Origin of the sequence: Corynebacterium tuberculostearicum, from assembly GCF_022347385.1 — a bacterium.
Classification (GTDB): domain Bacteria; phylum Actinomycetota; class Actinomycetes; order Mycobacteriales; family Mycobacteriaceae; genus Corynebacterium; species Corynebacterium tuberculostearicum_M.
Genome location: NZ_JAKRDT010000001.1, coordinates 185913 through 208186 on the forward strand (window position 1 = coordinate 185913; position 22274 = coordinate 208186).

General features: G+C 60.2%; 23 protein-coding genes. 15 read left to right on the top strand and 8 right to left on the bottom strand.

Going from position 1 to position 22274, the window contains the following annotated elements:
- The first annotated feature begins 194 nt into the window (after positions 1-194).
- Together MHK00_RS00885 and MHK00_RS00890 are read left to right on the top strand one after the other, a co-directional pair.
- Positions 195-3521: an FtsK/SpoIIIE family DNA translocase gene (locus tag MHK00_RS00885; protein WP_436232059.1), complete on the top strand. Its 3327-nt coding sequence runs from the start codon at positions 195-197 to the stop codon at positions 3519-3521.
- Between the two features lie 169 nt (positions 3522-3690).
- Positions 3691-4812 (top strand): TerC family protein, encoded by a 1122-nt coding sequence (locus tag MHK00_RS00890; protein WP_250410064.1) that lies wholly within the window; start codon positions 3691-3693, stop codon positions 4810-4812.
- Here MHK00_RS00890 and MHK00_RS00895 read toward each other — a convergent pair.
- A complete protein-coding gene (locus MHK00_RS00895; protein WP_204608652.1) occupies positions 4809-5096 on the bottom strand; it encodes a YciI family protein in 288 nt (95 codons plus the stop codon). The two genes, MHK00_RS00890 and MHK00_RS00895, sit on opposite strands and share 4 nt — an antisense overlap.
- Before the next feature lie 59 nt (positions 5097-5155).
- On the opposite strand from MHK00_RS00895, the gene pgsA reads away from it, so the two are divergent.
- The 4 genes from pgsA (at position 5156) to MHK00_RS00915 (ending at position 7677) form a co-directional block, all read left to right on the top strand.
- Positions 5156-5740: a CDP-diacylglycerol--glycerol-3-phosphate 3-phosphatidyltransferase gene (gene pgsA, locus MHK00_RS00900; protein WP_250410065.1), complete on the top strand. Its 585-nt coding sequence runs from the start codon at positions 5156-5158 to the stop codon at positions 5738-5740.
- A gap of 7 nt (positions 5741-5747) precedes the next feature.
- On the top strand, positions 5748-6245 hold the full coding sequence (locus MHK00_RS00905; RefSeq protein WP_250410066.1) for a CinA family protein: 498 nt from the start codon (positions 5748-5750) through the stop codon (positions 6243-6245).
- Between the two features lie 26 nt (positions 6246-6271).
- A complete protein-coding gene (locus tag MHK00_RS00910; protein WP_005325127.1) occupies positions 6272-6634 on the top strand; it encodes a helix-turn-helix domain-containing protein in 363 nt (120 codons plus the stop codon).
- Between the two features lie 182 nt (positions 6635-6816).
- Positions 6817-7677 (top strand): PspA/IM30 family protein, encoded by an 861-nt coding sequence (locus MHK00_RS00915; protein WP_250408363.1) that lies wholly within the window; start codon positions 6817-6819, stop codon positions 7675-7677.
- A 79-nt stretch (positions 7678-7756) separates the two neighbouring features.
- Here MHK00_RS00915 and MHK00_RS00920 read toward each other — a convergent pair whose 3' ends face one another.
- Genes MHK00_RS00920 through MHK00_RS00930 form a run of 3 tightly spaced genes read right to left on the bottom strand, consistent with a single transcriptional unit; the run spans position 7757 to position 9644 of the window.
- Positions 7757-8377: an energy-coupling factor transporter transmembrane component T family protein gene (locus MHK00_RS00920; RefSeq protein ID WP_250410067.1), complete on the bottom strand. Its 621-nt coding sequence runs from the start codon at positions 8375-8377 to the stop codon at positions 7757-7759.
- 11 nt (positions 8378-8388) lie between these two features.
- On the bottom strand, positions 8389-9081 hold the full coding sequence (locus MHK00_RS00925; protein WP_250410068.1) for an energy-coupling factor ABC transporter ATP-binding protein: 693 nt from the start codon (positions 9079-9081) through the stop codon (positions 8389-8391).
- The gene (locus MHK00_RS00930; protein ID WP_250410069.1) at positions 9081-9644 is read right to left on the bottom strand and encodes a biotin transporter BioY; all 564 of its coding nucleotides are present in this window, start codon (positions 9642-9644) and stop codon (positions 9081-9083) included. Before MHK00_RS00930 ends, MHK00_RS00925 begins: the two co-directional genes overlap by 1 nt.
- Before the next feature lie 163 nt (positions 9645-9807).
- Here MHK00_RS00930 and MHK00_RS00935 point away from each other — a divergent pair, with 163 nt between their 5' ends.
- From MHK00_RS00935 to MHK00_RS00955, 5 genes are all read left to right on the top strand, one after another.
- A complete protein-coding gene (locus MHK00_RS00935) occupies positions 9808-10023 on the top strand; it encodes a DUF3046 domain-containing protein (RefSeq protein WP_005325117.1) in 216 nt (71 codons plus the stop codon).
- 182 nt (positions 10024-10205) lie between these two features.
- Positions 10206-11342, top strand: a complete 1137-nt coding sequence (recA, locus tag MHK00_RS00940; RefSeq protein WP_005328639.1) for a recombinase RecA — start codon at positions 10206-10208, stop codon at positions 11340-11342.
- A gap of 50 nt (positions 11343-11392) precedes the next feature.
- A complete protein-coding gene (gene recX / locus MHK00_RS00945; protein ID WP_250410070.1) occupies positions 11393-11995 on the top strand; it encodes a recombination regulator RecX in 603 nt (200 codons plus the stop codon).
- A gap of 45 nt (positions 11996-12040) precedes the next feature.
- Entirely contained in the window at positions 12041-13603 is a 1563-nt protein-coding gene (gene miaB / locus MHK00_RS00950; RefSeq protein ID WP_250410071.1) for a tRNA (N6-isopentenyl adenosine(37)-C2)-methylthiotransferase MiaB, read from the top strand.
- A gap of 22 nt (positions 13604-13625) precedes the next feature.
- The gene (locus tag MHK00_RS00955) at positions 13626-14255 is read left to right on the top strand and encodes an Rv2732c family membrane protein (protein ID WP_250410072.1); all 630 of its coding nucleotides are present in this window, start codon (positions 13626-13628) and stop codon (positions 14253-14255) included.
- Between the two features lie 11 nt (positions 14256-14266).
- Here MHK00_RS00955 and MHK00_RS00960 read toward each other — a convergent pair whose 3' ends face one another.
- Together MHK00_RS00960 and MHK00_RS00965 are read right to left on the bottom strand one after the other, a co-directional pair.
- Entirely contained in the window at positions 14267-15397 is a 1131-nt protein-coding gene (locus MHK00_RS00960; protein ID WP_250410073.1) for a GNAT family N-acetyltransferase, read from the bottom strand.
- Complete coding sequence (locus tag MHK00_RS00965) at positions 15397-16701, bottom strand: DUF349 domain-containing protein (protein WP_005325111.1); 1305 nt, start codon at positions 16699-16701, stop codon at positions 15397-15399. Before MHK00_RS00965 ends, MHK00_RS00960 begins: the two co-directional genes overlap by 1 nt.
- A gap of 136 nt (positions 16702-16837) precedes the next feature.
- On the opposite strand from MHK00_RS00965, the gene MHK00_RS00970 reads away from it, so the two are divergent.
- From MHK00_RS00970 to dapF, 3 genes are read left to right on the top strand one after another with little or no spacing between them, the layout of a single operon-like run.
- Positions 16838-17437, top strand: a complete 600-nt coding sequence (locus MHK00_RS00970) for a hypothetical protein (protein ID WP_005325110.1) — start codon at positions 16838-16840, stop codon at positions 17435-17437.
- Positions 17425-18333 (top strand): tRNA (adenosine(37)-N6)-dimethylallyltransferase MiaA, encoded by a 909-nt coding sequence (gene miaA / locus MHK00_RS00975; RefSeq protein WP_250410074.1) that lies wholly within the window; start codon positions 17425-17427, stop codon positions 18331-18333. The genes MHK00_RS00970 and miaA overlap by 13 nt, the downstream gene beginning before the upstream one ends.
- Positions 18334-18338: 5 nt before the next feature.
- Positions 18339-19199, top strand: coding sequence for a diaminopimelate epimerase (gene dapF / locus MHK00_RS00980; protein WP_250410075.1), 861 nt, complete (start codon positions 18339-18341; stop codon positions 19197-19199).
- Between the two features lie 32 nt (positions 19200-19231).
- Here dapF and MHK00_RS00985 read toward each other — a convergent pair whose 3' ends face one another.
- Complete coding sequence (locus tag MHK00_RS00985) at positions 19232-19843, bottom strand: hypothetical protein (protein ID WP_251068384.1); 612 nt, start codon at positions 19841-19843, stop codon at positions 19232-19234.
- A gap of 36 nt (positions 19844-19879) precedes the next feature.
- A complete protein-coding gene (locus MHK00_RS00990; protein ID WP_250410077.1) occupies positions 19880-20677 on the bottom strand; it encodes a hypothetical protein in 798 nt (265 codons plus the stop codon).
- A 75-nt stretch (positions 20678-20752) separates the two neighbouring features.
- Between MHK00_RS00990 and hflX the strand changes: the two genes are divergently transcribed.
- Positions 20753-22246, top strand: coding sequence for a GTPase HflX (gene hflX, locus MHK00_RS00995; RefSeq protein WP_250410078.1), 1494 nt, complete (start codon positions 20753-20755; stop codon positions 22244-22246).
- Positions 22247-22274: the final 28 nt, after the last annotated feature.

The following is a 22274-nucleotide window of genomic DNA, read 5'->3' on the forward strand; positions in this document are numbered from 1 at the left end:
AGCTTTGGGGTGCGTGGGAAGCGTTCGCCGTGAGATTGTGGATCCAGGTGTTAGGGAAACGCGTGTGGCTAATGTGATTTATGGGGTGGCGCGGTTAAGGTAGAGGCATGTCTGTCAAAAATGCCTCTTCGCGCGGAACGCGCCGAAAGTCGAATCGTTCACGGCCGTCGGGCCGCAGCCGGTCCGGTGCTGGCATGCCGGAAAACCTGGCTATGACGTCTTCGCATCGGCGCGCGGCGGCGACCTCGCAGGAGCGTACGGGCAGTGCGTTCCGTGCCGTCGGCAAGGGCTTGGGTGTTGCCTTTGGTGCCACGGCCCGCGGCATGGGAAATATGGCGCGGGGTGTAAGCCATGGCGTGGCCGGGCTCAAGCCCAGCGAAGACATATATGACACCGAGGAGTACGAGACGACGAGGGAGCCGGAAGAAATTTCTGCACGCGGGGAGAAAAAGAAGAAGAGCAAGGTTACGCGGGCGCGCGATGTAGCTGCGGAAGAAGAGCTTTCTACCAGGGAAGTAAGCGAGGAAGAATCACGCGGTATTCAGGTGAAAAATCCTGATGCGGTGGCGCTCGTTCTTATTGGTATTGCCATCGTGCTTGCGGCTACCGTCTGGTTTGGAGTTGCCGGCCAGGTAGGCGCCTGGGTGGGCAATATCGTCCGCTACGTCATTGGTGCAGGCGCCTGGGTACTGCCGGTGGCACTGGTGGCCTTGGCCATTGCCTTGATGATGGATATCTCCGGCCCAGCGGGGCACTTTAAGCCGCGCATTGTGGGCGGTATCAGCATCATCGTCCTCGCCATGCTCAGCTTGATCTACATCTTTGCTGGCACCCCTGAGCTTGGCTTTACCCCGGACAGCGCCGGTGGTGCCGGTGGTGTAATCGGCTACGCCATCGGCGGCCTTCTGGAGACGGCCTTCACCTCCTTCGTCGCCGTGCCGTTGCTGTTCCTCGTCATTATTTACGGAGCCTTGTTGGTCACCGGCATTACTATCCGCGAGGCCTATGAGTTGGTGGCTGATGCCATTGCTGCGGCGTTCTCCCGCTTTGGCGGCGCGGACGAAGACTTTTACGACGAAGAGGGCGATGACCTCTACGGCCACGTGACTGGCGATATTGATGACATCGCGGAAGGACGCGAGCGCAGCGAGCGCCCGGCACGACCTGCAGCTAAGCGCCGTTCCTCTGAGCGTGGTGGAAGCCTGCGCGCTTTCCGACGCCCCACTGAAGACCCCGCACCGCGTGGTTCTTCTTATCCGGTAGATTCGCCTGCTACAGCAGAGGAAGAGCATGCCACCCGCGCCTTTAGCGCACCGACGCGTGGCGGCTTCCAGTCGGTGTCTAACGCGGCTGAGAAGCCGGTCTCTCGTGACATTGGCGATACCGATGAGATCCCGGTGGTAGACGACGCTGCAGCGTCGTCGCCGGCACAACCGGACTCCGGGGATCCGGAACCGACCAGAGTGCTGGGCACTACTCGTCAACGTCCCACTTCCCCTTCTACTCGCTCGGCTACGGCAGCGGGTGCTGATGCTGGCACCGCCGCCGGTACCGCCATTGGCTCGGCCGCTGGTGCGGCTGCGGGCGCCGCGGGTGCTGCGGGAGCAGCAACTGGCGCAGCAAAGACCGCTGCGGCCGGAGCAGCAGGTGCCGCTGGCGCTGCAGCAGCCGGTGCAGCTGCAGGCGCTGCTGGATCTGCGGTGGAAGGAGGCGCTGATGTGGTCTCGTCCGCGCACGAGAAGGCCCGCCAACTCTTCCGCGAGCGCTCCGGACGCGACGCTACGACCGGCGCACAGGTGGACTCCACCGAGCCTGCGGCCGAGGCCGCAAGGGAAACGGGTACCTCTGCTGCACCTGCGCCGGCCGCGCAGTTTGGCAACGAGAATTACGCGGTTCCCACCACGGACCTGCTGACCCCGGGCACTCCAGCCAAGGAGCGCACGGAGATTAATGACCGCATCATCGAAGCGATTACGGATGTCTTCGAAGAGTTCAAGGTCGATGCCCAGGTAACCGGCTTTAGCCGTGGCCCAACGGTGACCCGTTATGAAATCGAGCTGGGACCAGGCGTCAAGGTATCGAAGATTACGAACCTGCAGTCCAATCTGGCCTACGCCGTGGCCACTGATAATCTACGCTTGCTCACTCCCATCCCTGGCAAGTCGGCCGTCGGTATTGAGGTTCCCAACCCAGACCGCGAGATGGTGCACCTGCGCGAGGTGCTTGATGCGCCAAGCATGACCAGCTCACCGGATCCCATGCTCATCGGTTTGGGCAAGGACATTGAAGGCGAATACACCTCGTTCTCGGTGCAAAAGATGCCGCACTTGCTGGTTGCCGGCGCTACCGGTTCCGGTAAGTCCGCTTTCGTCAACTCCATGTTGGTCTCGCTGCTTACCCGAGCCACCCCTGAGCAGGTTCGCCTCATCTTGGTGGACCCGAAGATGGTGGAACTTACCCCGTACGAGGGCATTCCGCACTTGATCACTCCCATCATCACCCAGCCGAAGAAGGCCGCAGCAGCCCTGCAGTGGCTGGTGGAGGAGATGGAGCAGCGCTACATGGATATGAAGGCTGCTCGCGTGCGCAAGATTGAGGACTATAACCGCAAGGTGGTCTCTGGCGAATACCAGGCACCGGCAGGCTCCGAGCGCGAGGTACGTCCGTACCCGTACATCGTCTGTGTAGTCGACGAGCTGGCGGACCTGATGATGACTGCGCCAAAGGAGATTGAGGACTCCATCGTCCGTATCACCCAGAAGGCGCGTGCGGCTGGTATTCACCTCGTTCTGGCGACCCAGCGCCCGTCCGTTGACGTGGTGACCGGTCTGATTAAGACAAACGTGCCTTCACGCTTGGCCTTCGCGACGTCCTCACTGACGGACTCTCGCGTTATCTTGGACCAGGGTGGCGCGGAAAAGCTCATTGGTATGGGCGATGGCCTCTTCATTCCGCAGGGCAAGCGTCCTGTGCGTATGCAGGGCGCATTCGTCTCGGATGATGAAGTCATGGCGGTTGTCGATGCCGCCAAGTCGCAGGCCGCGCCGAACTACACCGAGGGCGTGACTGAGGAGAAGCAATCCGAGGCCAAGCAGGAAATCGATGAGGAAATTGGCAAGGACATGGACGACCTCCTCGAAGCCGTCGAGCTGGTGGTCACCGCCCAATTGGGCTCGACCTCGATGCTGCAGCGCAAGCTGCGCATCGGTTTTGCCAAGGCCGGTCGTCTCATGGACCTGATGGAATCTCGTGGCGTCGTCGGACCATCCGAGGGCTCCAAGGCTCGCGAGGTCCTAGTGAAGCCGGAAGAGCTCGATACCATCATCTGGATGATCAAGGGCGCCGACCCTGCCGAGGCGCCAAAGGAAATTCAGGAGGAGATGCAGCAGCAAGAGGAGGACGAAGCTGCCGCTACTTCCGATCCCGACTCTTCCGCAGGCTCCGATTCCTCCCCGCAGGGCGATGCTGGCGACACCCGTACCGTCCAGGCAACGTATAACCCTTCGACAGGTGCCTTCTAAGATCGTGTAAGGTTGGACGAGTCTTGGAGGGGAGTACCCCATCCTTCGGCACCGATCGTCAGCACGGAAGCGTTATGCTCCCGGTCGTGCCGGCCCGGCTGCAGCTATCTAGCCGGGCGGGGGAGACCTCCGGTCAATTTGTTGTATCTTCGACCGGAGGGATGTACCAATGCATGTGCCATTGTGGATCTGGGCGATTTCCATCGTCGTCATTCTTGGATTCTTTGTTTTCGATTTCTACTCCCACGTGCGCACCCCGCACGAGCCGACGCTGAAGGAATCCGGGTTCTGGACCCTATTCTATGTCGGTATCGCTTTACTTTTTGGTGCCGGTGTGTGGGCCGTATGGGACCACGAGCACGGCATCCAATACCTCACGGGTTACGTGACAGAGAAGGCGCTATCCGTAGATAACCTCTTTGTTTTCGCGCTTATCATGGGCGCTTTCAAGATCCCGCGTAAGTACCAGCAAAAGGTATTGCTCATCGGTATCGTTATTGCCTTGGCATGCCGCTTGGTGTTTATCCTTTTGGGTGCTGCGGTCATCGCGGCATGGTCCGATATCTTCTACCTATTCGCGATATTTCTCATCTACACAGCGATCAAGCTCATCGTCGACGAGATTCGGGACGCCCCCGAAACCGATCCCAATGATATGGGCATCATCAAGCTGATCCGCAAGGTAGTCCACGTCACCCCGCGCTACCACGGCGATAAGCTCACGCACCGCGTGGAAGATTCTTCGGGCAAGCGTAAATTCGCGTTCACCCCGCTATTTATTGCGTTGGTGTCCATCGGCCTTATCGACGTGATGTTTGCCTTCGACTCCATCCCAGCCATCTACGGCATTACCTCGGAAGCGTTCTTGGTCTTTACCACGAATGCTTTCTCCCTCATGGGATTGCGCCAGATGTACTTCCTGCTGGATGGCCTACTGGATCGCTTGGTGTACCTGCCCTATGGTTTGGGCATCATCTTGGGCTTCATCGGTGTAAAGCTCATGTTCCATGCGCTGCATGAGAATAACTTGCCGTTTGTAAACGGCGGCGAGAACGTGGAGTCGATCCCAGAATTTTCCACCATCACCTCACTTATCGTGATCGTGGGTGTCTTGGTTATTACGGTTATCGCCTCGATTATTAAAAGTAAACGCGATGAGAACCAAGGCGGAGTGCCGGTATCGCACAATCACTTCGACTGGGACGAGGAAGGCAATAAGATCGTCCGCAACAAGAAGGGCGAATTCTTGGGCAAGGCCGAAGACCTGCCCAAGGAAGAGCTACCGCACTAGAAGCGGGCGTTGACGGGATTCCATTCGCGGAAGCTGCGGCCGGTGATGCAGCCGGCCTGGTAGAAGGGGTCTTTGTCCATGAGGGCGATGGCGTCGGCGACCACGGCGTCGTCGGCAAGCCCCACAATGATGAGCGCGCCGCCCTTGGAATCCGTCAATGGGCCGGTGGCAATGATGGTGCCCTCCTCAAAAAGCTGCGCGGTAAACTCGCGGTGCGCGGGGCGAGCCTTAGCAATCTCCGGATTATTGGGGTTGTAGTCGTAGCTAACAGCAAAATACTTCATGCTTCGCATTTTAAAATGCAGGGGCATCCAAGCGCAGGCCCTTGGTGCTAACAGGTAGTATGTATAACGTGAATCAACCCGGAACACAGTCAGCGCAATCCTCGGATGTGAATCCACAGGTATCCAATTGGAACCTGCCAAATGTTCTCACCAGCCTGCGCATTCTTTTCATTCCGGTTTTCGCATGGCTAGTTGTTGCCGGCCATGACTGGTGGGCTTTTGGCCTATTTGCGGTCCTAATGCTGACAGATAAGCTCGACGGGGACATCGCACGTGCCCGTGGCCTTATCACTAATTTTGGCAAGATTGCTGATCCCATCGCGGATAAAGCGCTTATGACTACCGCACTGGTATGCCTCAATATCATTGGGGTGCTGCCGGTGTGGATTACCGTGGTCATTCTCATCCGTGAGTTCGGTATCACCATCTGGCGTATGGTTTTGTTGCGCCGCGGCAAGGTCGTTCCTGCTTCGAAGGGCGGCAAGCTGAAGACTGTATTGCAATCCTTGGCCGTAGGGTTGTACCTGTGGCCGCTGCCGGAGTGGATGAACGTTCCTACCTTCCTGGTGATGCTCTTGGCCGCAGTGGTGACCGTGGTTACCGGCGTTCAGTACCTCATCGACGGCAAGAAGCAGAATAGCTAGGTAGTTCATGAGCTCCATGGCGGCCCGCCTCGTATCTGAACTCACCGAGCGCGGCGAAACTTTGTCCTTTTGTGAGTCACTTACTGCTGGGTTGGCCAGTGCCACGGTGGCTTCTGTCCCTGGAGCTTCGGCTGTGTTGCGCGGAGGGCTTATAACATATGCCACCGAGGTGAAATCCCACTTTTTGCACCAGCCGGTAGCCGATATCGAAGCGGTCGGTGTGGTTTCTGGGGAGATCGCCCTTGCAATGGCGCGCGCGGCGGTGGCAGAAACCGCCGCGGACTGGGGGATAGGCCTTACCGGGGTGGCGGGACCAGACCTACAGGAAGGCAAGCCGGCGGGCACGGTTTATATCGGGATTTTTTCTCCTAGCGGAGTCAGTTTTTCGCAGCAGCTGTCCGGGTTGGGGAAAGAGCGAAACGAGGTCAGAGAGGCCACGGTCGCAGCCGCCTTGCGTCTCCTGTGCTCAACTTTGGAAGAAAATCCGGCACTGCGGGAACAATAACGAGACAAGGAGCGTTGACCATAGTGATGAACACTTCTACTGCAGTCCTCGAACACCCGGTAAACGGCGCTGTTGCACCAGCGGCGCCCGCCACTGCTCGTACCCCTGAGCCGCTTTTGCGTGAGGCTCTTGGGTTGACGCTGCGCGCCTTCCGCGCGGACAAAGGAGTGACCCTGCGCGAATTGGCCGGGGTGGCCCGCGTATCGCCGGGTTACCTTTCAGAGCTCGAACGCGGCCGCAAGGAGGTCTCCTCTGAGCTTCTTGCGTCTGTGTGCCACGCGCTGGATTGCTCGGTCTCTGATGTACTGATTGAAGCCGCCGGTTACATGGCTCTGCCCTCCATGGATGAGGAGCTTGCCCATACGGCACCTGCCGCATCAGAGCTTTAGCCCACAGCGGTCTATGTCAACAGCCGGCCTATTCTCTTGCGAGGAAGGTCGGCTGTGGTGGTTATGGGGGCGTCGGCAAGCGCCCGCGACCGCGGGGAGTGCAAGCGGTGGAAACAGCGCTTCGCTAGTATAAGCAGCAGAACATTACGCACATTTTTAACCTAGAAAGGTTGAAGCACACCATGGCGAACCCATTTGTTAAGGGCTGGAAGTACCTGATGGCTCTCTTCGATAATAAGATCGAGGAAAACGCCGATCCGAAGGTGCAGATCGAGCAGGCTATTGAAGATGCTCAGCGCCAGCACCAGGAGCTGTCTCAGCAGGCGGCCGCCGTGATTGGTAACCAGCGCCAGTTGGAAATGCAGCTTAACCGCCGTTTGGCAGAAGTAGAAAAGCTGCAGGGCAATGCTCGCCAGGCTCTGGAATTGGCTGATCAGGCCCGTGCCAAGGGCGATGAAAATAAGGCCGTGGAGTACGAGAACGCGGCAGAGGCCTTCGCTGCCCAGCTGGTTACGGCTGAGGAGTCCGTGGAAGATACCAAGAAGCTGCACGACCAAGCACTGCAGCAGGCAGAAAAGGCCAAGAATGCGGTTCAGCGCAACAATGCCGCGCTGCGTGAAAAGGTCAATGAGCGCTCCAAGCTGCTTTCCCAGCTCGAGCAGGCAAAGATGCAGGAAAAGGTTTCCGAGTCTTTGAACTCCATGAACGAGTTGAGCGCCAATGGCAATACGCCGTCTCTGGATGCTGTGCGCGATAAGATTGAGCGCCGTTACTCCAAGGCACTCGGCCAGGCTGAGCTGGCTGAGAACTCCGTGGAAAACCGCATGGCCGAGGTACAACAAGCTGGTATTCAGATGGCCGGTCATTCCCGTTTGGAGCAGATTCGCAGCGAAATGAACTCTTCTAAGTCCGTGGAAGGGAATAAGGCTCAGGCCATTGAGGGCAATAAAGCGTCCGGCTCTGCTGCCGACAACGCTGCTCAGCCAGGCAGTGCCAACAACGATGCTGTGCAGGCCCGGCTGCGTGAGCTGCGTGGGGAGTAAACCCCCGACAGTCTGTTAAATAATTATCGCCTCCCTCGGCCATCATGTGGTGGTGCAAGGGAGGCGATAACTATTGCTGCTAGTCGCCGACGCCGCGGGCCTGCAAAGCCTCACCCATGGCGCGCGCTCGCCGGATGGAGCGAATGATAACCGGGGTGCCAAATGCGAGCGGGGACATCCCGGCACCGCGCGCTTTGCGGGCATCTAGGACTTCATAGACGGTTTCAAACATCAACGGGATGAGACGAATAGTCAGTGACATAGCCAAGCTGATGTTTTCTACCGGTATTCCGAGTCGCTTTAGGGGCTGCAGCGACTCTTCCAGCGACTCCATGATCTCATCGACCGTAGAGGTCAGCGTGAGCAAGAAGGCAGCCATCATAGCGGCGAAGACATTGAGGAACATCACTGCCGCATAGTCGAAGTCCTTGGCCCACCATTGAAAGCCTGCCAGGGGGACTAGGAAAAAGAGAGGCGGCCAGATCTGACTCCACGCAATGCCCAGTGGAACCCGGGCGCAAGCATAGAGAAAGACGACAAAAATGACGCCGCCTGCTGCCCACGGAATGGACTTGAAAAAGATGCTGGTGACCAGGATAAAGACTAAGAGGAATGCGATCTTCCAACTAGGCTTGATGCGATGAACAAAGCTGGTGCCATCAACATAGACGGAAAGTGGGAGATTCGTGCGTCGTTGCATGACAATTCTCCCTACAGCGGCCGCTGGGCCATGAGGTCTTGGTAAAAATCTATGACCTCCGCCGGCCGGCCATCCGCGGCGATGTGGTGGTCATCGATGCAAATGACCCGATCAAAATCGCGCAGAAATTCCAGATCGTGCGTCACCACAAGTAGTTGCTGTTCCAAACGCGCGAATTCTCTTTTGATTCGATCTCGGTTGCGCAGATCCAGCAGGGTAGTGGGCTCATCAGCGATGATGAGAATCGGGTCGATGACCATGACCGCTGCCAGCGCGAGTAGTTGCTTTTGTCCGCCGGAGAGCGTATGCGGTGAGCGTTCAGCAAATTCGGCGAGACCGAAGCGCTCGAGGGTAGCATCCACGCGGGCGAGGCGCTCGTGTTTGGGCAGCTTAAAGCGGCGGAGCGAAAAGGCGACGTCATCGCGCACATTGGGCATGACAATCTGGTTTTCGGCATCCGAAAAGACAAACCCCACCTTTTCGCGCACCTTTTTGCCCTGCTTGGCGACGTCCATCTGGTCCACCGTCACCGTACCTTCACTAGGCTCGCCCAACCCATTAATGAGCCTGGTCAAGGTGGATTTTCCGCCACCGTTTTGGCCGATAATGCCAATTCGCTGTTCGGTGAGGGTGAGGTTGATGTCCTCGAGCACCACGGTGTCATCAAAAGCCACCGAGACTGAGGAAAATTCGATCGTGGGCACTAGGCGGCCTTTCGTCCCATCAGATCGGGGAAGGCTGAGTGAACACCGAGAGCGATGATGACGGCAACTACAAGCTTTCCGGCATCGACAGGGATGAAGGGCAATTGGGCGGCGAAGGCTGGACCAATGTCCAAGCCGGAGCGGATCATGAGACCAAAGGCGCCGCAGATGTATTGGACGGCAAGGCCGGCAACGGCAGCGATGGCAAGCATGACCGCCATGCCGCCCTTGTTCTTAGGGGAGCGGTAGGCAATTGCGCCTGCCACCGCTGGCGAGAGAACATAGCCGATGATGTAGCCCGCGGTTGGGCCTGCCAGCGCGCGCAGCGTGGTTCCGCCACCTGCCAGAACTGGGAGGGCAAGGCCCAGGAACAAAAAGAGGAGTCCCACGTATCCGCCGCGCTTGCTGCCCAAAATTAGGCCGGCGAGGATCAGTGCTGCGTTTTGCAGCACGATGGGCACGCCGGCCGAACCGACGGGGATGGATACGAAGGCAAGGACGATGACGAGAGCGGTAAACACGGCAACATAGGCAATGGTGGTTGCCAGAGAGTTCTTTTTCATGCTCAAGAGGTTAGCACTGCATGAAAACTGCAGACAATTGAGGGTTTTGAACGGTGTTCATTTGAGGCTGACAATGCTAAGCCAGAGAGATAGCGGCGGGCCCCCAATTGACGTTCTCCGGCCTGCTGGCGTCCGTGCTTTAGTGCTGAGTAGGATGGCGCGCATGCGATTGACCGAGTATCACCAGCTCATTGTGGATGAATTTGGCGAGTCTAAGGGAAAGTGGATTAGCCACTCCCATGTCCTGCCTGACCTCGGGGCGACACCCGATGAGCTTATCGAACGCGGCGTCGATCCGCGTCGCGTCTGGCTGAGCCTGTGCGATGACTTTGATGTACCGAAGGAGCGCAGGTTGGGGGTCGATTACCCCACTTTATAGCGGCGTCGAATTTGACGGACTGGCGTGTTCACTTTCAAAATTCGAACAGATGTATGTAAGATGGCGGAAGTGTCGATGCAGTCGTCTACAGTGGGATGGCGTTGACGGAGGGAACCGTTTGAGTTCCACGGCAGTCTAATAATGCGTTAGTACATCGTCGTTAAAGATAAGGATGAAAGTTAATGGCAACCAAAAAGAAGTCTTCTTCTGCCGCCTCTAAGGGAGATGACCGCCAAAAGGCCCTCGATGCCGCAATGGCCATGATTGAGAAGGACTACGGCAAAGGCGCTGTGATGCGCCTGGGCGATGACAACCGCCCACCGATTAAGGCCATTTCTTCCGGTAATACCGCAATCGATGTCGCTCTGGGCATTGGCGGTTTCCCGCGCGGGCGCATCGTAGAGATTTATGGCCCGGAGTCTTCTGGTAAGACCACTGTTGCGCTGCACGCTATTGCATCCGCGCAAAAGGACGGCGGCATTGCCGCGTTTATTGACGCCGAGCACGCGCTCGACCCGCAGTATGCTCGCCTGCTTGGCGTGGATACCGATAACCTCCTGGTTTCCCAGCCAGATACCGGTGAGCAGGCCTTGGAGATTGCCGATATGCTGGTACGCTCCGGCGCAATTGACATCATCGTCGTTGACTCCGTAGCTGCCCTTACCCCGAAGGCGGAAATTGAAGGTGAGATGGGCGATAGTCACGTCGGCCTCCAGGCCCGCCTGATGTCCCAGGCGCTGCGCAAGATGACCGGTGCCCTGTACAACTCCGGTACCACCGCTATCTTCATTAACCAGCTGCGCGAAAAGATTGGCGTGATGTTCGGCTCGCCAGAGACCACCACCGGTGGTAAGGCGCTCAAGTTCTACTCTTCCGTGCGCTGCGATATCCGCCGCATTCAGACCTTGAAAGACGGCCAAGATGCCATCGGTAACCGCACCAAGCTCAAGGTAGTAAAGAACAAGGTCTCTCCACCATTTAAGATTGCTGAGTTCGACATCATGTATGGCGAAGGCATCTCTCGCGAGTCCTCCATCATTGACCTTGGCGTCGAAAACGGTTTCATCCGCAAGTCCGGCTCTTGGTTTACCTACGAAGGCGACCAGCTGGGCCAGGGTAAGGAGAAGGCGCGTAATTTCCTGAAGGATAACCCGGATCTGGCTAATGAAATCGAGCAGAAGATTTTCCAGAAGCTCGGTATCGGCGAGGCTGCGGCCGAAGGCGAGGAGGGCGCTGCGATGGACGTTCCTGGTGCCGATGACCCATTGACCGATGAGTCCGTGGATCTCGTTCCAAACGTCGATTTTGATGACGACTAAAATCGTCTAACCCGTCCCCATACAGTCCGCGTACCTTTAGAACCTGCATCATGAATCAGCCCGCCCCCGAAAAGCTCGCTCAACTCCGACAGGCCCTCGAAGCCTATGAGAATGGAGCAGCTGGGGGCGGGCTTTTTGATCGAGAGGCAGAAGAAGCTAAGGCCAAGGTCCGCTCTCGGGCGCTGGGTCTTTTGGATCAGCGTTCTAGGTCCCGGAAAGAGCTTTATGACCGTCTAGTAAAGGCCGAGTTTGAGCCAGATGTCGTTGAGGACGTGCTAGATGATTTAGCCCACGCGGGCCTGGTGAACGACGCCGCTTTTGCACACGAGTGGGTGCGCCAGCGCCATAAGCGGCGCGGCAAGTCCAGCTCGGTTCTCAACAGGGAATTGCGGGAAAAGGGCGTGAGCGAGGCTGACCGTGCTGAGGCCCTCGAGCAAATTGACCCTGCCGATGAACAGGCCATGGCACAGGCCCTTGCGGAAAGGAAGGCTCGCTCCATTAAGACCGTTCCCCCGGATCGCAAGGAGCGCGACAAGGCCCTACGCCGCATCGTGGGTGTGCTGGCACGCCGCGGCTTCAATGAAGGGATGTCGCTACAGATCGCAATCGCAGCGCTTGACGCGCGGTGCGCGGAGCTGCGCGCAGAGGACTGATACGGCCAAGGAAGGGTAGCGCCGGAATGGCCAAGTCCGGCAGTTATGAGATGCCTAGCTTCATGGCTAAACTATGCCGACGTGGAGCAGACAATCGCAGATAACCGTACTTATGAAGTCCGAACTTTCGGCTGCCAGATGAATGTGCACGATTCAGAGCGCATCTCTGGTCTCTTGGAGGAGGCCGGCTACGCGGCCGCCGGCGAAGGCGTGGAGCCAGATCTCATCGTCTTTAATACCTGCGCCGTGCGCGAAAATGCCGATAAGCGGCTCTACGGCACGTTGGGTGCCTTGAAGAAGACAAAGGAAAACCATCCCGGCATGCAAATTGCCGTGGGCGGTTGCTTGGCGCAGAAGGACAAGGACACCGTCCTAGATAATGCCCCGTGGGTTGATGCTGTCTTTGGCACTCACAATATGGCGGCCCTGCCGACGCTGCTGGAGCGCGCCCGACACAACGATGAAGCACAGGTGGAAATCGTTGATTCCCTCGAGGCTTTTCCGTCTGTCTTGCCAGCCAAGCGTGAGTCTGCCTATGCCGGCTGGGTTTCTGTTTCTGTAGGCTGCAATAACACCTGCACCTTCTGCATTGTTCCTTCCTTGCGCGGCAAGGAAGAGGATCGCCGCCCCGGCGATATCTTGGCCGAGGTTAAAGCCTTGGTGGACCAGGGCGTATCTGAGGTCACCCTGTTGGGGCAAAACGTCAATGCTTATGGCGTTAATTTTGCCGATCCCGAGATGCCACGCGACCGTTTCGCCTTTTCTAAGCTGCTGCGCGAGGTGGGCAAGATCGATGGTCTTGAGCGCCTGCGTTTTACCTCCCCGCACCCAGCGGAGTTTACTTCCGACGTCATCGATGCCATGGCCGAGACCCCGGCCGTGTGCCCGCAGTTGCATATGCCGTTGCAGTCTGGCTCCGACAAGGTCCTTAAGGATATGCGCCGTTCCTACCGTACTAAGAAGTTCCTGCGGATTTTGGATGAGGTACGGGACAAGATTCCGCACGCCGCAATCACGACCGATATAATCGTGGGCTTCCCAGGCGAGACCGAGGAAGACTTCCAAGACACCATGGAGCTTGTGCGCCGCGCTCGTTTCGCCTCGGCCTTTACCTTCCAGTATTCGCCGCGTCCGGGAACCCCGGCTGCGGAAATGGAGGACCAGATTCCCAAGGAGGTCGTCCAGGATCGTTTCGAGCGTCTCGTTGCCCTGCAAGATAGCATCCAGGCCGAGGAAAACAAGAAGCTCATCGGCACCGATGTGGAGCTTTTGGTGCAGGCCGAAGGCGGCCGCAAGAACGATGAAACCCACCGCATGACCGGCCGTGCGCGCGATGGCCGCCTAGTGCACTTCACCCCGGTTGATTCGGAAGGCACGGATATTTCGGCGGAGATTCGCCCGGGCGATGTGGTGCATACCCAGGTCACTGGTGCGGGCTCCTTCTTCTTGCTTGCCGACGCCGCCGTGACCTCCCACACCCGCACCAAGGCCGGCGACATGTCCGCTGCCGGCGAAACGCCTACCACCGCACCCATCGGCGTCGGTCTGGGATTGCCGTCGATTGGCAAGCCCGCGGCAGCCGAACCCGGCGATTCCTGCGGTTGCTAGCAGGGGAGTAAGCTAGGGAGCCATGACTGAGGAACATACGACCACCGCAGCCCACAATGCAGCTAACGCTGAGCGGAGAGCAGCACAAACAATGGACCTCGGCGGTCACAAGGTCACGCTGTGCATTGCGGTGGTGGCGTATATCCTCTACCTGATTTTGCCCTACGCCGGTCCAGCCCACGGTTGGGAGGCATTGACCTTTGGCACCACGTCAAGCGGCGTCAGGATTTCCATCATGGAAACCGTCTCTGCGTGGCTCGCGCTCATTGGGCTGGGCATTCTTACTCCGGTGACGCTGTTCACCCGACGCGCCACGCCTGGACTGATTGCATGGATGCTGGTGACGGTGTCCTTCTTCGCCAACCTATGGGGCTTCTGGTTCCGTGGCTCTACCGCCGACGGGGCGTCGCTGGGAATGTGGGTAGGAATGCTAGCTACCTTCCTAGCATTTCTGGCCTATAGCACGGTGGCGCTGCGCCGCAGCCCAGAGCAGAAGGCTGCCGAAGCCCGCGTGCGCGCCACCGCCGGACAACTCGATGAGGTGGGCGAATTTCAATCCAGGATAGACGCGGCACCGCAGCGGGAGCCACTGGTGGACAATCGCCGCAAGCAAGCTGCCGAACGTCATCGCGCCCAGCGCGGCGAGCAGTAGGCCTACGGCCACTAATCCCGCAGCCGCAACTCCCACGCAGAAGAACGGGAAAGTTCCCGGGCCCCCAGGCTGCGGTAAATGGCATTCATGGCCGCGTCCTTGGCGGCAACGGAACAATAGCAGCGCCGCACTCGCGGCCAATAGCCTGCCACCTCATGCAGCGCTGTGAGCTTGGCTAGCTGCGCAAGTCCGCGGCGGCGGTGCGGGCGATCGGTCACAGTCAGAGTCCACTCGCATACTTCAGGATTCGCGTCCTCGTGCCTAGCCATTTCGGTCAGTGCGAGAATGCTCCCGTCCTCGGCGGTAAGTGCGATAAGAAGCGTGTGCCCGCGACGAGAGCGCAGGCGGCTGTGCGCTTCGCGCAATCGAGCACGCGTCCACACGATGGGCTCCACCGTCAGATCCCCGGTCTCCGCGTCTTTGGACGCTAGGCTAAGCAGCCGCATGACCTCGTCGAGGTAGCCCTCAGGGATGTCGTAATCCGGCCAGACTCGGGCGGTGATTCCCGCCGGGAGTAGCGCTGCCACAGGGCTTTCAGGGATGTCCATCACCAGCTGGTGCTCCGCATGCCTTTGCGTAAATCCCAACTCGCGGTAGATGCTACCCATAGCGTCGTAGTCTGGATCCGCGCCCGGCGGGTGCAATAGTCCCACGTGCGCTACGGTGCGGCCGAGTTTACGGGCCAGCTCCAGCGCCTTTGCACCCATCCACTCGGCAACCTTGCGCCCTTCCTCATCGAGCTGCTCGCCGGGCAGAGGCAGGTCGCACAGCACACATTCAATCTCTGTGGCCTCGCGCTCTTCCAACAGCGGCAGGCTAATGTGGATGAACCCGAGGTAATCCAGCTCCGGGCTCGGCTCCACCGAGGGGATGAGCGGCAGCCCCAGCTCAGAAACCTCACCAAGGGTGGAGTCGCCGTCCACTACGGCAAAGAGATGGGTCTGTGATTCGCTAGAACCTTGCAGACGTTGAACCACGCGGCCCGGCGACGTCGATGCCGCGGCATCGCCGCTTGCTTCTTGGGCCGCCAAGTTGGCCCAAAAGACGAAGCTGCGAATGCAGTCCGCAGGTTCGCTGGGCTGGGCGTGAGCGGTAGGCGAGTGCGGCGGCCGCGGTGGCCGCGCAATGTGGACGAGGTGCACTACTTATCGTTGACGGCGTTAGCGGCGGCGTCGGCAAAAGCCTGCCACTGCTCGGCCTGCGCGCGCAGATCAGCGGCCTTTTTCGCATTGCCCTTGGCCTCAGCTGCCTCGGCCTGAGAGTTAAACTCATCGACCTTAGCTTGGAACTGCGCCACGCGTGCTTGCGCCTCCGGGTCGGTGCGGCGCCACTCAGACTTTTCTGCCTCGGTGACGCGCTGCTCCAGCGCCTCAATCTTGGACTCGTACTCGCGCACTTGCTTGCGGGGAACGAAGCCAATCTCTTCCCACTTTTCCTGCAGCTCGCGCAGCTTAGCCTTCGCACCCTCAATGCCCTTGGACGGGTCGATCTGGCCGTCGTACTCCGCAATCAAGGAGTCCTTGGCCTTGGCATTTTCTGCAAATTCGCGGTCGCGCTCGTCGTTGACGGCATTGCGGGCATTGAAGAACTTGTCCTGGGCGGCGCGGAAGCGGGCCCACAGCTTATCGTCTACGTCGCGCGGGGCGCGGCCGGCGGCCTTCCACTCGGTCATCAAATCGCGGTAGGCGCGGGCGGTGGGGCCCCACTCGGTGGAATCCTGGATGGCCTCGGCACGCTCGACGAGTTCTTCCTTCTTCTTGCGGGCAACCGCACGGGCGCGGTCCAGCTCGGCAAAATGGGAGCCGCGACGGCGGTTGAAGGAATCGCGGGCGCGGGAGTAGCGCTTCCACAGGGCATCATCGGTCTTGCGGTCAATGCCCTTGATTTGCTTCCACTCTTCCAGGATGGCGCGAATGCGGTCGCCTGCGGCCTTCCACTCGGTGGAGTTTTCGGCAATCTCTTCTGCCTCAGCTGCCAGCTTTTCCTTGGCAGCAATAGCTTCCTCGCGGCGGCGTTCCTTATCGGCCTGCGCCTGCTCGCCGGCTTCTACCGAGTGCTCAATGACGGCAACAAGGCGGCGGTCAAGTGCTGCGATATCACCGATGACCGCAGCGGTAGGCAGGGTGTCGCGCAATTGCGCTGCGGTCTTTTTGATGCCAGCGGCCTCGCTGGGGTTGGCGCGCAGGCGCGCCTCGAGCAGTTCAATTTCGGTGGAGAGGTCGTCGTAGCGCGCGCCGTAGTGCTGTAGGCCCTCCTCGGGGGTGCCGGCCTGCCATTCGCCAATCTTGCGTTCGCCCTCCGGAGCGGAAACGAAGACGGAACCATCCGCGTCGACGCGGCCCCACTTGGCCGGGTCATTCTTGCTGGGTGCCTGGACGGGAACAGGCTTTGCGGTGGGACGAGGGCCCTTCTTGGGCATGGAACCTGGGGTAGGGATGGGAGACATGACAAGCCCTCCTATGCATAGATCGCCGCGCGTCACGGCTGCCGAATAAAATCACTGGATACATTACCGCGAATATCCCGCGCGTGCCCAGATTCTATTTAATTACCTCCACTTGGGTAGATAGTATGGAGGAATAATGTTCAATCTCATGGTAATGCCAGCCTCACCCGCGCTGGCCGTGGAGCTTTCCTCCAATGACGCCGCTTCTCGCGCACTGCTTGCCGCTGCCCGCACCCTAGCGGTGGAGGCTGCGGCCGCCGGCATAACGCAGGCAGATATCGTCGGCAGCCAGGACAAGCGCTGGTACACCGCCCACACCGGCAGCTTAAAGGCGTGGGGTGCGGCCACGAACCTAGGCGGCGGCAATTATCTACCCGAGATTATGGCCCGGTACGTGCTGCACAGCGTGCCGCAGCTTAACGCCCGCGCTAGCCGGGAGCGCATCGGCCAGCCGGATCCAGCGGCGCTCACCATCGTCGTGGCAGATGGCAGCGCGGGCCTGACCGAGCGAGCCCCCATGGCGCTCGTTCCCGGTGCCCAGGAAGCGCACGAGTGGTGCGAGGAGGTGCTGATGGGGGCGTCGGCAAGCAAGGCAGGCGAATGGCTTTCCCAGCGCGGTGTGGTAGAGCCCGCCCTTTGGGAGGAATTGGCGGGCCTAGGCCCTAAGAAGAAGCAGTTGCTGGCCACCGACGCCACCCTGGGGGTTGGCCGCTACGTTGCAGGATGGGAGGTCTAATGCGCCCGATCGCAGTGTTTGGACCCACTGCCTCCGGCAAATCCGCGCTGGGGTTGGCGCTGGCGCAGGAGCTGGACGGCGAGGTGGTCAACGTCGATTCCATGCAGCTCTACCGCGGTATGGACATTGGCACCGCCAAGCTCACCCCGGCCGAGCGCGAGGGAATCCCGCACCACCAGCTCGATGTGTGGGACGTGACCGAAACCGCTTCTGTGGCGCGCTATCAGCGCGATGCCATCGCGGACGTGGAAGGCATCATGGCCCGCGGCAAGACGCCAATCCTGGTCGGAGGCTCGATGCTTTATGCCCAAGCGCTTGTCGACGACTGGCAGTTCCCACCCACCGACCCCGCCGTCCGCGCCAAGTATGAGGCCCGGCGCGTAGAAATCGGCACCGACGCCCTGCACGAGGAGCTGGCGCAGGTAGATCCGGCCGCGGCCGCCATCATTGAAGATAAGGACCCACGGCGTACCGTGCGTGCCTTGGAGGTCATCGAACTGACCGGTAAACCTTATAAGGCTAGCCAACCGCCGAAGGACGCACCGCCGCGGTGGGGCACCCGTTTGCTCGGCCTGCGCACCACCGCAGACTGGCTTAATCCGCGCATCGAGCTGCGTACCCGCCAGATGTTTGAGCGCGGGCTCATCGAGGAAGTCGAGCGCCTCCAAGCCCAGGGCTTGGTGGCCGATTCCACGGCCGGGCGTGCCATAGGCTATGCGCAGGTATTCCAGGCCCAGCGCGGCGAACTTACGTGGGATGAGGCCGTTGAACGCACAATTACCGGGACACGGCGCTACGTGCGCCGCCAACGTTCCTGGTTCAATCGCGACAAGCGCATCATGTGGCTGGATGCCGCGGGCGATACGACCGCCCAAGCGCTGCGCGCGCTAGGGTAGGGAGCATGAAATTTGCCAAGGGTCATGGAACTGAGAACGACTTTGTCATCGTCGAAGACCACGCGGCCGCCACGCCGCTTGCCCCCGAGCGCGTAGCGGCGCTGTGCGGTCGCCGCGCCGGTATTGGCGGCGACGGATTGCTGCGCGTCGTGCGCGCTGAGGCGTTGCTCGCGGCCGGGGAAGTCGAGGCGCTGGCCGAGGGCATCGCGCCCACTGACTGGTTCATGGACTATCGCAACGCCGACGGCTCCGTGGCCGAAATGTGCGGCAACGGCACCCGCGTTTTCGCCCACTGGCTGCGCTCGCGCGGCCTCGTGGAAGAAGACGAGTTCACCATCGGCACCCGCGCCGGCGCCAAGCGCGTGACGGTGCACTCGTATGATGAGCATGCGGCTGAGGTCACCGTGGATATGGGACCGGCCGAAGTAACGGGTGTATCCACCGCGTCTATGGCCGGGGAGAGTTATGCCGGTCTAGGCGTCGACATGGGCAACCCGCACCTCGCGGCCGTGGTGCCGGGGCTGGACGCCGAGGGACTTGCGGCCAAGACTTTCGGGCAGCCCGTCATCGATGAAGCCTTCTTCCCGGCCGGCGTGAATGTTGAGGTTGTGACCCCGCTGCGCGATGGCCACGTGCACATGCGCGTCTTTGAGCGCGGGGTAGGAGAGACCCGCTCTTGCGGCACCGGCACCGTGGCGGCCGCGACCGCCGCGCTTGCCGACGCCGCCGTTGACCACACCACCACCCCTCACGGCACCGTGCACGTACACGTCCCCGGCGGGGAAGTCACCGTGGAAATCTATGAGGGCGGCTCCCGCTTGACCGGCCCGTCCGCCATCGTCGCCACCGGCGAGACCTCCCTTTAGATCGCGTAGCGCGCGGCGCGCGCAGTGAGTGCTTAGGCGCTGCGCCCTTCGTTTTCCTCTTCCTCGAACGCTTGCTCTTCGAGGGCTTGGCGGCGCAGGGCGCGATTTTTTACTTCGTTCTTTTCGTACTTCGGCCCGAGCGCAAAGGCGGCGCGGCGGGCCGATAGCCAGGTTTCCTTGAGCTCGCGGGCTCGTTCATCGGTCACCTTGAGCAAGGATTCCAGCTCGTTGGTGCTGACCTCTTCTGCGTTGACGCGCAGGTGCAACCGGCGCAGGAATCGCCGAGCGCCGGAAATCTCATAGTGGAAGGCTTCGATGGTGGGGTCGGAGCAATCCAGATCTAAAAGCGCCGGCCGGTAGAGCGTGCGGTCCGCTATCTTCTCGGCTGCCTCGGAGGACCGGAAGTCTTCGTACTCCGCCAAGACGTCCTCAATATCTTCGGCCGAGAGCCGAATAGAGCTGCGCAGCGCCGCCTGCTCCGAGGCGTCCGGCCGGGTGTGGAGCATAAGCAGCGCCGCCGCGATAAGTAGTGCCGCGATGAAAACCCCGGGAAGTTTTAGGGTTGCCACAACCGCCACTGATCCCACCAGGATCAGCGCGAGAACCAGCACACGCCGGTTTCTCGCATTTTCCGGGAAGGGCATCCACACAGCTATTTCACCAGACCTTTGCGTCAGCTCTTAGTGGCCGCCGCAGCCGCAGCCACCAGAGCCACAACCGCAGCCAGCGCCGTCGCCGCAGCCACCGCTAGGCATTTCAATAGAAGCCGTCAGCAGGGCGGTGCCGGCCACGATGGTGTCCTTGGCAGGCAACTCGTCGCTACCCGCAGGCAGGCAGAGATCGAAGGGGAAGAGACCATCCATGACGAGGTGGGCGAATTTCTCACCGGTTAGCTCATTGGTACGCCACTCGGATTCCATGACGCGGGCCGCAAAGGTAGCGGCCGGGGTAGGAACCTCCGCGCCAGAACCGGAGGAAATAACCTTCGCGCCCGCGGACTCAAAGAGCGCCGGGAATTCGCCCTCGGCCGCCTCATAGGCATCGGCCGACTCGTAGGTGCGGACATCAAGGCCCATGGCGGTGAGGGAGATTTGCTGCCATTGCTGCAAGGGTTCGTCGGCAAGCAAAGGCCCCTGCGCCAAGTTCGCGGTGGCCTGGGCGATGGTGGTACCGAAAGGATCGATAATCTCCAGCAGCGCGAGAACATCGTTGACCATCTCTACGTGGGCGAACCCTTGCGTAACCGCATTGAAGCCAATGTAGGTAGCAAAAGGTTCCACCGCGAGAATATTGAGCTGCGCGCCCGATGGATCGGTGAACTGGATCAGCTGACCACCGCGTACCTCACCGGTAACGGTCAAGCGATCGCTAGCAATAGCGGCCTCGACGGCATCCTGCCAGCGTTCGAAATTGAGGCCAATGGCCTGCATCTCGGTATTCTGCTTCACCCCAGTGTCCTTAACGTTCATGCCCGCCATTGTATCGCCTTGTGCAGCCAGCTAAGAATCCGCAATTCCCGCTTTCGGCCGCAACGTGCCAAAATGAAAGGTAGTATGACCGAATTTTCCCAGCACAATAACGACGATCTCCTCGCTCGCGCGTTCCGCGATAACGACGCCCCGGCCGCACCAGAGGCGACGCCCACTACCGGTGACCTTGACCTGGCAGAGCGTAACGCTTTCCGTCGCGTTACCCGTGAGACCACCATCCGCGCTGAGGACACCACCGATGGCTATGAGGTGGAGTACCGTAAGCTGCGCCTCGAGCGCGTCATCCTGGTTGGCGTGTGGACCGAAGGCACCGTGGCCGAAGTCGAAGCCACCATGGATGAGCTCGCGGCGCTGACCGAGACCGCCGGCGCCGAAGTAGTAGAGATGATTTACCAAAAACGCGATAAGCCGGACTCCGGCACCTACATCGGCTCCGGCAAAGTCAAGGAATTGCGCGACATCGTCGAGGCCACCGGCGCCGATACCGTGGTCTGCGATGGTGAGCTTAACCCCGGCCAGCTCACCGCACTCGAGCGTGCGCTTAACACCAAGGTCATTGACCGCACGATGCTCATCCTTGACATCTTTGCCCAGCACGCCAAGTCCAAAGAGGGCAAGGCACAGGTCTCCTTGGCGCAGCTGGAATACCTCTACACCCATACCCGTGGTTGGGGCGGCAATCTTTCGCGCCAGGCGGGCGGCCGCGCCGGCTCCAACGGCGGCGTCGGACTGCGTGGTCCCGGTGAGACCAAGATTGAGACGGACCGCCGCCGCATTCGCACGGAGATGGCCCGGCTGCGCAAGGAGCTGCGCGCTATGAAGACCGCCCGTGAGGTCAAGCGTTCCAAGCGCCAGCGCTCAACCATCGCGCAGATAGCCATTGCCGGCTACACCAATGCTGGAAAGTCCTCGCTCATTAACGCCATGACCGGCGCCGGCGTGCTGGTGGAGGACGCACTCTTTGCCACGTTGGACCCCACGACTCGCCGTGCCACGCTTGCCGACGGCCGCCAAGTCGTCTTCACCGACACCGTCGGCTTTGTCCGCCACCTGCCCACGCAGCTGGTCGAGGCGTTCAAATCCACCCTGGAAGAGGTGCTGGCCGCTGATATTATGTTGCACGTGGTCGATGGCTCTGACCCATTCCCGCTCAAGCAGATTGAGGCCGTCAACCAGGTCATTTATGACATTGTCGCGGAAACCGGGGAACAGGCCCCGCCCGAGATCATCGTGATCAATAAGATCGACCAGGCCGACCCGCTAGTGCTCGCCGAGCTGCGTCACGTACTCGACCACGAAGACGTCGTCTACGTATCCGCGCGCACGGGCGAGGGAATCGACGAACTTACCGCGCGCGTGGAGCTTTTCCTCAACCCCCGCGATAGCCACGTTAAGCTGCAGGTTCCCTTTACCCGCGGCGATGTGGTCGCCCGCGTTCACGCCGAGGGCACGGTGCGCCACGAGGAGTACACGGCCGAAGGCACGCTTGTCGACGTCCGCCTTCCCGCACCCACCGCCCGCGAACTCGCCGAATTCATCGTGGAGGAAGTTTCCTAAAACCACCCCGGGTGATCCATAATTAAGG

Coding starts and splice junctions, on each gene's coding strand:
- MHK00_RS00910 (WP_005325127.1), top strand. CDS start 6,272: ATGAACACTTCTACTGCAGTCCTCGAACACCCGGTAAACGGCGCTGTT.
- MHK00_RS00890 (WP_250410064.1), top strand. CDS start 3,691: ATGCATGTGCCATTGTGGATCTGGGCGATTTCCATCGTCGTCATTCTT.
- MHK00_RS00935 (WP_005325117.1), top strand. CDS start 9,808: ATGCGATTGACCGAGTATCACCAGCTCATTGTGGATGAATTTGGCGAG.
- MHK00_RS00915 (WP_250408363.1), top strand. CDS start 6,817: ATGGCGAACCCATTTGTTAAGGGCTGGAAGTACCTGATGGCTCTCTTC.
- MHK00_RS00985 (WP_251068384.1), bottom strand. CDS start 19,843: ATGCCCTTCCCGGAAAATGCGAGAAACCGGCGTGTGCTGGTTCTCGCG.
- miaB (WP_250410071.1), top strand. CDS start 12,041: ATGAGATGCCTAGCTTCATGGCTAAACTATGCCGACGTGGAGCAGACA.
- MHK00_RS00970 (WP_005325110.1), top strand. CDS start 16,838: ATGTTCAATCTCATGGTAATGCCAGCCTCACCCGCGCTGGCCGTGGAG.
- MHK00_RS00885 (WP_436232059.1), top strand. CDS start 195: ATGCCGGAAAACCTGGCTATGACGTCTTCGCATCGGCGCGCGGCGGCG.
- MHK00_RS00965 (WP_005325111.1), bottom strand. CDS start 16,701: ATGTCTCCCATCCCTACCCCAGGTTCCATGCCCAAGAAGGGCCCTCGT.
- MHK00_RS00990 (WP_250410077.1), bottom strand. CDS start 20,677: ATGGCGGGCATGAACGTTAAGGACACTGGGGTGAAGCAGAATACCGAG.
- MHK00_RS00955 (WP_250410072.1), top strand. CDS start 13,626: ATGACTGAGGAACATACGACCACCGCAGCCCACAATGCAGCTAACGCT.
- miaA (WP_250410074.1), top strand. CDS start 17,425: ATGGGAGGTCTAATGCGCCCGATCGCAGTGTTTGGACCCACTGCCTCC.
- MHK00_RS00895 (WP_204608652.1), bottom strand. CDS start 5,096: ATGAAGTATTTTGCTGTTAGCTACGACTACAACCCCAATAATCCGGAG.
- dapF (WP_250410075.1), top strand. CDS start 18,339: ATGAAATTTGCCAAGGGTCATGGAACTGAGAACGACTTTGTCATCGTC.
- pgsA (WP_250410065.1), top strand. CDS start 5,156: ATGTATAACGTGAATCAACCCGGAACACAGTCAGCGCAATCCTCGGAT.
- hflX (WP_250410078.1), top strand. CDS start 20,753: ATGACCGAATTTTCCCAGCACAATAACGACGATCTCCTCGCTCGCGCG.
- recA (WP_005328639.1), top strand. CDS start 10,206: ATGGCAACCAAAAAGAAGTCTTCTTCTGCCGCCTCTAAGGGAGATGAC.
- MHK00_RS00905 (WP_250410066.1), top strand. CDS start 5,748: ATGAGCTCCATGGCGGCCCGCCTCGTATCTGAACTCACCGAGCGCGGC.
- MHK00_RS00920 (WP_250410067.1), bottom strand. CDS start 8,377: ATGCAACGACGCACGAATCTCCCACTTTCCGTCTATGTTGATGGCACC.
- recX (WP_250410070.1), top strand. CDS start 11,393: ATGAATCAGCCCGCCCCCGAAAAGCTCGCTCAACTCCGACAGGCCCTC.
- MHK00_RS00930 (WP_250410069.1), bottom strand. CDS start 9,644: ATGAAAAAGAACTCTCTGGCAACCACCATTGCCTATGTTGCCGTGTTT.